This is a genomic window from Rhodococcus sp. EPR-147 (assembly GCF_001647185.1).
Classification (GTDB): Bacteria; Actinomycetota; Actinomycetes; order Mycobacteriales; family Mycobacteriaceae; genus Rhodococcoides.
Genome location: NZ_LVCU01000333.1, coordinates 1 through 8847, shown reverse-complemented (window position 1 = coordinate 8847; position 8847 = coordinate 1). Strand labels below are relative to the sequence as shown.

The following is an 8847-nucleotide window of genomic DNA, read 5'->3' as shown; positions in this document are numbered from 1 at the left end:
AACTCCAGAGCGAAGGCCGTACGGTGGCGATGGTCGGCGACGGAGTCAACGACGCCCCGGCTCTGGCGCAGGCCGATGTCGGTATCGCGATCGGGGCCGGCACCGACGTCGCAATCGCATCGGCCGGAGTGATCCTCGCCAGCGACGACCCGAGGTCGGTGTTGTCGGTGATCGAACTCTCGCGCGCCTCGTACCGAAAGATGAAGCAAAACCTCTGGTGGGCAGCGGGATACAACCTCATCTCGGTTCCGCTCGCGGCAGGAGTGCTCGCGCCGGTCGGGTTCGTGCTGCCGATGTCGATCGGCGCGATCCTGATGTCGCTGTCGACGATCATCGTCGCTGCGAACGCACAATTACTGCGTCGACTCGACCTCACACCCGACACCATCACCGGAGCGGTGAACGAGGGGAGTTCCAACCCTCCGTCGCAGCGCACACCGTCACTGTGAGAGCTGATCTCGTACCGGGAACGCAGCCCTGACAATTGTGGAACGTTGATGGCCGCACCTTCTCCGCCGGAGAGGATGCGGCCATCGTTGTCTATAGCGGGCCGGGTCAGCCGAGCAGCCGCTGCATGGTGTCGATTTCCTGCTGCTGGGTGGCGACGATGGTGCGGGCCATCTCCAGGGCGTCAGGATTGGAACCGTCTGCGATTTCGGTGTTGGCCATCTCGATGGCGCCGGTGTGGTGGGCGATCATCATCGTCAACCACTGGCGGTCGAATTCCGGTCCCGACGCTGCCATCAACGCGTCCATGTCCTGAGCGGTCATCATGCCGCTGCCGGAGCTGTGGTCCATCCCGCCCATGTCACCCATGTCACCCATGTCACCCCTGTCCATGTCGGGCATGGGCTGGCCCCACTCGGTGAGCCAGGTGGTCATCTGGTCCATCTCGGGCTGTTGCGCGGCGGCGATCGCCGATGCCAGCGACAGCACCTCCGGGTTGTCGGTGCGGCCGTTCGCCATGTCGGCCATCTCGACTGCTTGGGCGTGATGCGGGTACATCATCTGCGCGAACATCACGTCGGCATCGTTGAACTCTGCGGACGCGCTTGCTTGGGCCGAGGACATCGGTGCCGAGGACATCGATCCCATCGCATGGCCGTCCATCGACGAATCGGCCGCGTTGTCGCTACAGCCGACGACGAGGAACGCGCTCGCGGCGGCAGCAGCGATCGAGGCAATGACTTTGGTACGCATGAGGAAACTCCTTGCAAGAGTGGGTAGTGCAGAGAATTGGATGTCGTTCGATCCGCCGACAGACACGCGTCTGCCGGGCTCCCTGTCACACTCGCAAGGTCACCGATCTGTCCAACTCCCATAACGTCCACGGCGGCGCACGCTCAAGCGTGGAGTCGGCCCGTCCAATGATCCGGTTCACCGATGTCGGCGCCAGGTCGAGGGCTGCGCTCATCGCCGGGACCGTCAGCGCGGGCCACGACACCGTCGTGCCGACGCAGGGATGCATCATCTGGTGCCCCGACGGGCAGTCATGTTCCCCGGTCATCACCGGAACCGTGGCGTCCGTGTGGGACGGTGCTGCGAACGAGGCATGGCCGCCGCTCATCGATGTGGACATCGAGCCGGTCACGGGCATCGACATCGGTGTCACCGAATGCATCAACAGGACACCGAACACCGTCAGTGCAATCAGTAAAGCTGCCGTCGGAGCTGTGCCCCGTCGACCGTGCCGATTCACTGAGTGCATGCGGCCGATGATACCAACATATACCCCCTGGGGGTACGCCTGTCTCGTCGCGTTCGGTCGTCGAAGCATTTCGTCATGTCTTCGAGGTGTCGAGTCCGAGATCTGTTGCGCGGTTGTAGTCGTCGTCGATGAGCACCACGCTGCGATGTTCCCGGTCGAGTAGTGAGGCCGCGATCGAGGCGCGATAGCCGGAGGCGCAGTGCACCCACACTTTGCCGTCGGGAACTTCTGCGAGTCGGTGCGGCAGTTCGTGGAGGGGAATGTTGATCGCACCGGGGATGTGGCCGTCCGCGTATTCGGACTGTTGACGGGTGTCGAGCACTGCAATGTCCGAGTCCTCTGCGGCGAGTCCGGCGAAGTCGGACACTTCGTAGGACCGTACGCGCCCGTCGCTGGCGAGCGAATGAATCTCTCCGACAGCGGAGCCGGAGGGGTGGTCGATGCCGATACGTGCCAACTCCCTTGTGGCCTCGTCGATTTGATCGGATGTGTCGCCGATCAAGGTCAGCGGCGCACCCCACTGGTAGAGCCAGCCGAGGTAGGTGACGAATGTCGTCGACAGCTCGAAGCCGAGGGAACCGTCGAGATGCCCGGCTGCGAAGGCAGTTCGTGCGCGGAGGTCGACGACCCACTGGCCGTCGTCGATGCGCCTGCGTAGTTCGTCGGGGTCGACGGGCTCTGGGGTGGACAGATCGATCGGGGCCGGACCTTCGGTGTTGATGACGCCCATGTGGGCGTAGTACGCGGGGTAGGCCGACAATCCTGCGATCAATTCGTCGACGTACGTCTGCTCGTCCTGCGTCAGCGCAGGGTTGGACTGTTGCTGTTCACCGATGGTCGACGAGTCGCCGCTGGTGGGTGTGGCGGAGCAGAAGCTACCGAATCCGTGGGTGGGGTAGACCTCGACATCAGCGGGCAGTTCGGCGGCGATTCGACGGACCGAATGGAACTGAGCGTGGGTGAGCTCGTCGGTGTGCTCGGAGCCGAGCAGGTCGGTGCGGCCGGTCGATCCGTAGAGCATCGAGCCACCGGTGAAGATCGCGATCGGTTCGTCTCCGAGTTGCAGTACGTAGCTGACGTGATGATGGGTATGGCCAGGGGTGTGCATGACCTGAAACGTCGCCGATCCCGCGTCGACGACATCGCCGTCCCCCACTGCGCGCCGTTCGTATTCGACCGGGTCTCCCTCGGGGACAACGTATTCGGCTCCGGTGGCGCGTGCAAGCTCAAGTCCGCCGGTGACGTAGTCGTTGTGGATGTGGGTTTCGAGTACGTGGGTGATGGTGGCGTTCTTCTCCGCGGCCAGTGCCAGGACGCGGTCGATGTCACGTTGGGGATCGATCACCACTGCAACGCCGTCGTGGCTGATGAGATAGCTGCGGTCGCCCAGGCTCGAGGTTTCGATGATGGCGATATCTGGATCGGTCGTGCTCATGGGGTACTCCTACGGTGTTGTCGGGTCGGCCTCGTTTCTGACGTGAAATGTGTCGTTCAGGCCAGTGCGAGGAAGAGTTTTTCCAGTTCTGCTTCGGTCATGGGTTCTTTGTTGTCTGCGGTGTCGCCGGTCATGCATTCGCGGAGGCCGGTGGCGACGATCTTGAATCCGGCTTTGTCGAGGGCGCGGGAGACGGCGGCGAGTTGAGTGACGACGTCTTTGCAGTCGCGTCCGTTCTCGATCATGCCGATCACCCCGGCGAGTTGGCCGTGTGCGCGGCGCAGACGGTTGAGTACCAATGCGATGCTGTCTTCGTCGCCGATCATTGCGGTCTCCTGAGGGTGTGTGATGGTGGTAGTCGTTCCAGATTACCCCCGGGGGCATCGGTTCGGTGTGTGCAGTCGGTCATGACAGAACGAGGGTGTCGACAAGTACGTAGCCTGCGACGGCGAACACCAGGTAGGCGAACCACGTTCGCAGCTTGTCGGTGTCGATGCGTGTGCTCAGTTTTCCGGCGACCAGCGAGCCTGCGATCGCAGCACCGGCGAACGTGGCTGTCAGTGCCCAGTTTCCGCCGAGCCCGTCGGCCTGAGCGATCAGTCCGGCGGCGGAGTTGGCGACGATGACCACCAGCGACGTTCCGACAGCGACACTCATCTCGATTCCCAGCAGCAGCACCAGAGCGGGGATGATCAGAAATCCTCCGCCGACGCCGAACAGTCCGGTGAGAACACCGACACCGAACCCGGTCGGTATGGACCGTGGTGCGCATCGTCGCCAGTCGATCCCGGAATTTCCTGTCTTGCAGGCAGTTCCGACATCGTCGGTGCTGCGCAGCATCCGCGCCCCGGCGATGATCATGACGATCGCGAAGCCGATCATCACTGCGGCCTCGGGCAGATGCTTGCCCAGGGTGCTGCCGACCAGGGTGCCGACGATACCGGTGGCGGCGAAAATCGCAGCCAGTCGCCATTCGACGAGCTTCGCCCGCACCTTGGGGATGGCCCCGGTCGCCGAGGCGACACCGATCACCAGCAACGATGTCGGTATCGCCTCCGACAGGTCCATTCCGAGGGCGTAGACAAGAACCGGGACGGCGAGGATTGACCCGCCGCCGCCGAGGAGGCCGAGCAGGATGCCGACGGCGACGCCGAGGACCAGGGCCAGCGTCAGGGTCATCAGCTGTGGGCTGTGTCCTGGCCACCGAGTGCGTCGATGGCGGCCTGGAGCTTGGTGGTGGCCTCTGCGGCGACGTCGGAGAGTGCAGGTTCGCCGGTGGCTTGGACCATGATGTCGGGGTTCATTGCTTCGACGATGACCGATCCGGGTGTGGCGGTGTCGGCGCGGACGACGACATTGCACGGCAGCAGCAAGCCGATCTGGCGCATGACTCCGACGGCGCGGTGCGCGAGGGTGGGATTGCAGGCACCGAGGATGAGGTACTGCTCCATGTCCTCGTCGAGTTTGGCCTTCAGCGTGGCCTGCATGTCGATTTCGGTGAGAACACCGAAGCCCTGATCTGCGAGGGAGGCTTTGACGGCGTCGACTGCGGTGTGGAAGTCGGTGTCGGTCAGGGTGGTCGAGAGTGCGATGTTCATGAGGGAAGTTCCTTTCGGTCGTAGAACTGCGGTGATGTGTGCCTACCCGATTCGGGGACGGCGAATACTCGGCACGCCCACCCTGGTGAGGAGTGCGCTGGCCGGGCACCATCCGACCGCTGCGTAGAGGGCGAGGTTCGCGGCAGCGAACGCGCTGAGCAGTCGCCACTGCGGTGCGTGGAGTTCGCCGAGGGCCAGGCCGGTGGCGGTGACACCGGCAGCGAGGGCGGGGACGATACGTTCGATCGGCCATCCCGCGAACGCGGACGAGTGGGTGGTGTTGGGGTCGGTCATGAGTGCTCCTTTCGGTGCGGTGGGGTGTCAGTGCGAGAAGCTGATCGACGGCAGCACCTTGCGTAGCCAAGCCGGTGACCACCATGCGGCGTGCCCGGTCAGACGCAGCAGGACCGGCAGCAGGATCAGTCTGATCAGGAAGGCGTCGAGCAGTACTGCGACACCGAGGATGATGCCCATTTCTTTCGGTGGGAGCGGATCGGAGAGTGCGAAGGTGAAGAACACTGCGACCATGACCGCGGCGGCGGCGAAGATGACCCGGCCGGAGTGCGCGAGCCCGTCGACCTGAGCGGCTTTCGGGTCTCCGGTCTTCTCGTAGTGCTCTTTCGCGGTGGCGAGGAGGAACACGGTGTAGTCCATGGCGATGGCGAAGATCATCGCGAAGAAGAACACCGGACCCCAGCCGTCGAGGAATCCTTGTGGGGTGAAGCCGAGCAGTGACGCACCGTGCCCGTCCTGGAAGATCAGCTTCGCGACCCCGAACGCTGCGGCGGTCGAGAGCAGACTGACGGCGGTGCCGAGGATCGCGATCAGCGGTGCTTGGAGCGCAACGAGCAGCAGGATGAAACCGAGCGCCAAAATGATGCCGATCACCAGCGGTAGGTAGTCGTTCAGTGCTTGCTGCAGATCGAGGTTCTCCGCCGGCGCACCGCCGACCAACGCCGACTCCGGCAGCTGTGCGCGCAGGTCACCGAGGATGGCGCCCATTCTCTCGTCCGAAGGGTCCACGGTGGGAAGTGCTTGCAGCAGTGAATAGTTCGAGCCATCGGACGCAGGTTGAGGCGGGGTGACCATCGAGATTCCGTCGACGGTAGTGGCTGCGGTGGCGGTCGCGGCCGCATCCGACGCTGGCACGACGATCTGCAGTGCGCCGGGCGCGCCGTCACCGAACTGGGCCTGGACGAGTTCGTAGCCCTGCCGAACCGGTGCGTCTTCTGGGACGACGGAGATCGAGGGCATTGCCACTTTCAGTCCGAGGACCGGAAGAGCCAGCGCGATGAGGATGCCGACGGAGACCAGAGCGAACGGCCAGGGGTGCTTGTGGAGTAGTTCGCCCCAGGCTGCGAATTTCGGGGAGCGGTGCTGCTGGCGCTTGGCGTAGGGCAAGGATGCGGCGTTGACCTTGGGTCCGAGTGCACCCAGGGTTGCGGGGAGCAGGGTCATGGTGGCGATCAGCACGAACGTGACAGCGAGCATGATGCCGACGGCCATGGTGCGCACCGCCGGTGCGGGAACGAGCAGGACGGCCGAGAGGCTTACCAGGACCGTCAGACCGGATAGGACCACGGCTTTGCCTGCGGTGTCCATGGTTTCGGCGACCGCAGCCCGTGGATCGGCGTTGCGCAGTGCGTCGCGGAACCTGGCGACGATGAACAGGGCGTAGTCGATTCCGAGGGCGAGGGCGAACATCATCGCGAAGTTCATCGCCCACCCCGAGATCGGCGTGACGCCGTTGAGCAGAACAAGTCCGCCTGCGGATGCGACCAGGCCGGCGACGGTGAGTAGCAGCGGCAGACCCGCGGCGACGAGAGAGCCGAACGCGAGCACCATGATCGCCAAAGTGACCGGCCAGGAGAACAATTCGGCCTGGATCATCGCGTCGTGGTTGGCTTTGTTGAAGTCCGACCACAGTGCTGACGACCCGGTGGGGTAGACCTCGATGCCGTCACCGGACAGTGCGGTCAGCTCGCCTTTGACCTCGTCGACGGCTTTGACCATGTCGTCGGTACTCGCGTCTGCGCCGGCGATGAGGATGCCGGTGTGACGGTCGGGGCTGATGGTCATGCCCGGCTGGGGGGCGACGATCTCGCCGAAGCGGGTGTCGCTGTCGAACACAGCCGCGACGTCGGTGAGTGTCTGCTGCATCGCCGGGTCGTCGATCGAGGCGGTGTCGGAGTGAACGACGACCTGCACTGCTGCAGAGGAGTTGCCGCCGAAATGCTGCTGGGCGAGTTCGCGTACCTGGACGGATTCGGATCCGTTGGCCTGCCAGCCGGCCCCGGCCAACGACGAAAACACCGTTGGTGCAGCTGATCCAAGGGCGATTAGGGTGATCAGCCAGATACCGAACACCCAGCGGCGACGCGTGACCATCGCGCTCCCCAGGCGGCCGAGTGCGCCAGGTGCAGGTGGCCGGTCACGGTCGTGTCGGTCGGTAGCCGCCGCGGTAGCGGGAACGGACATAGCATTCTCCTAAATACGGGTGGGGGTATATGACAAGGCCACGAAGGCCCAAAAGCTTCCTCGAAGACTTAAAGGTGAGGTGTCAGCGATGAAACAGGGAGTGAAAAAAGCCGGTGCGCCTAGCTGGATCGGGTGCCTCGCTCGACGAGCAGGTGCACTGCTGCGGCCGTGGGACATTCTTCATGACGCTGTCGATGTGGCGCCCGCAGCCGGCCCAGGTGGTCTTACCGCATGTCGGGCATGCGACGGGGTAGCACATGGCAATCCTTCCTGGCGGGGTGTACCTACTGTTGCATATACCTAGGGGGGTATACAAGTACCCCTAGGGGTATAAATCATCGATGCGAGGGTGATGAATGGGAAGGTTCACCGCCGCGGGCGAAAGGGGAACGTTCGCATTTCGTGTAGGAAGACCGCGACTGCTCGAGACGGACTACAGGTCTACCTTTAACAGTGGCTGTATGACACCCACTTCTGAACAAGTGCAGCTGACTTCTGAAACTGACACGAGTGATGTCAGTTTCAGAAGTGGGCGTCATAAATTCCTGGGGTTTTACCTCCGATTGCAGTCGTCTTCTGACATTCTGAGTGCAGAAGTGGACTGCACAATCGGTCGGTCACGCAGGCCGGGCGTTCGGAGGCTGCGATGGACGCGGACAAGTTCGATGTCGCCGAGACTGGTGTGCTGACCGCGTCGGCGGAGCAGTGGGAGCAGGCACGGTCACGGTTCGCAGTGCTCAGCGAACTAGTGGATCGATCCTCGATCGGTACCGCAGTGGTGGAGGATGCAGCGCAGCAGTTGGGGGTCTCGCCCCGGCGTGTGTACGTGCTGTTGTCCAAGCTCCGGAATGGGGGAGGGGCGGTCACAGATCTGTTGGTCTCCGCTCCTGTAGGCGGGCGCGGCCGCTCTCGGATGCCGACCGAGGTGGAAGAAGTGATCGCCGAGCACATCAACCGCGAGTTTCTGGCTCGCCAGAAGCTCAGTGTCGCAGCACTGCATCGACGTATCGCGCTGGCCTGTCACCGTGCGGGATTCCCTATCCCAGCCCGCAACACAGTCACCGCGCGGATCGCAGCGATGCACCCGGGCCGCGTCGCACGGTCACGTGGCGGACCGGACGCCGCCCGATCGCGGCAGTCCGCGGGCGATGTCCCGCCGCCGGTGACGGCGGTTCTCCAGCAAGTCCAGATTGATCACACCGTGGTCGATCTGATGATCGTCGATGAATACGACCGGGTGCCGATTGGACGTCCATATCTCACGATTGCTATCGATGTCTTCAGCCGCTGCGTGCCGGGCTTCGTGGTCACACTCGATCCTCCGTCCGCAGTGTCGGTCGGGTTGTGTCTGGGCCGGGTGTGCTCGGACAAGAGCGTATGGATCGACGCTTTGGGCCTCGGCGCGGATGTGCGGTGGCCGATGGCCGGAAAGCCGCGCGCCTTGTATGTCGACAACGCCTCCGAGTTCAAAAGTGAAGCGCTACGGCGCGGTTGCGAACAACACGGAATCGACCTCGGCTACCGCCCACCCGGCAGGCCGCATTACGGCGGGATCGTCGAACGCATCATTGGCACCGTCATGACCCAGGTCCACGAACTCCCCGGCACCACGTTCTCGAACCCAACGC

General features: G+C 63.7%; 10 protein-coding genes. 2 read left to right on the top strand and 8 right to left on the bottom strand.

Annotation, left to right across the window (positions count from 1 at the left end; genetic code table 11):
- The coding region (locus tag A2J02_RS15400; RefSeq protein ID WP_156516235.1) for an HAD-IC family P-type ATPase at positions 1-449 on the top strand (449 nt) is incomplete at its 5' end.
- 106 nt (positions 450-555) lie between these two features.
- Here A2J02_RS15400 and A2J02_RS15395 read toward each other — a convergent pair.
- The 8 genes from A2J02_RS15395 to A2J02_RS15360 all read right to left on the bottom strand — a co-directional run bounded on the left by A2J02_RS15395 (position 556) and on the right by A2J02_RS15360 (position 7219).
- Positions 556-1200, bottom strand: coding sequence for a DUF305 domain-containing protein (locus A2J02_RS15395; protein WP_008720034.1), 645 nt, complete (start codon positions 1198-1200; stop codon positions 556-558).
- An 85-nt stretch (positions 1201-1285) separates the two neighbouring features.
- Entirely contained in the window at positions 1286-1708 is a 423-nt protein-coding gene (locus A2J02_RS15390) for a DUF6153 family protein (RefSeq protein ID WP_027494146.1), read from the bottom strand.
- A 73-nt stretch (positions 1709-1781) separates the two neighbouring features.
- Positions 1782-3143 (bottom strand): MBL fold metallo-hydrolase, encoded by a 1362-nt coding sequence (locus A2J02_RS15385; protein WP_032374052.1) that lies wholly within the window; start codon positions 3141-3143, stop codon positions 1782-1784.
- 56 nt (positions 3144-3199) lie between these two features.
- Positions 3200-3469 carry a metal-sensitive transcriptional regulator gene (locus A2J02_RS15380; protein WP_027494148.1) on the bottom strand — a complete coding sequence of 90 codons (270 nt, stop codon included), beginning with the start codon at positions 3467-3469 and terminating at the stop codon, positions 3200-3202.
- Positions 3470-3548: 79 nt separating this feature from the next.
- Positions 3549-4322, bottom strand: a complete 774-nt coding sequence (locus A2J02_RS15375) for a sulfite exporter TauE/SafE family protein (protein WP_032374051.1) — start codon at positions 4320-4322, stop codon at positions 3549-3551.
- Entirely contained in the window at positions 4322-4741 is a 420-nt protein-coding gene (locus tag A2J02_RS15370) for a DUF302 domain-containing protein (protein WP_032374050.1), read from the bottom strand. The genes A2J02_RS15375 and A2J02_RS15370 overlap by 1 nt, the downstream gene beginning before the upstream one ends.
- 42 nt (positions 4742-4783) lie before the next feature.
- Positions 4784-5035 carry a YgaP-like transmembrane domain gene (locus A2J02_RS15365; RefSeq protein WP_032374049.1) on the bottom strand — a complete coding sequence of 84 codons (252 nt, stop codon included), beginning with the start codon at positions 5033-5035 and terminating at the stop codon, positions 4784-4786.
- A 27-nt stretch (positions 5036-5062) separates the two neighbouring features.
- A complete protein-coding gene (locus A2J02_RS15360) occupies positions 5063-7219 on the bottom strand; it encodes an MMPL family transporter (protein ID WP_082899519.1) in 2157 nt (718 codons plus the stop codon).
- A 934-nt stretch (positions 7220-8153) separates the two neighbouring features.
- Between A2J02_RS15360 and A2J02_RS15355 the strand changes: the two genes are divergently transcribed.
- Positions 8154-8847: integrase catalytic domain-containing protein (locus A2J02_RS15355; RefSeq protein ID WP_231911467.1), on the top strand; the 694-nt coding region annotated here is incomplete at its 3' end.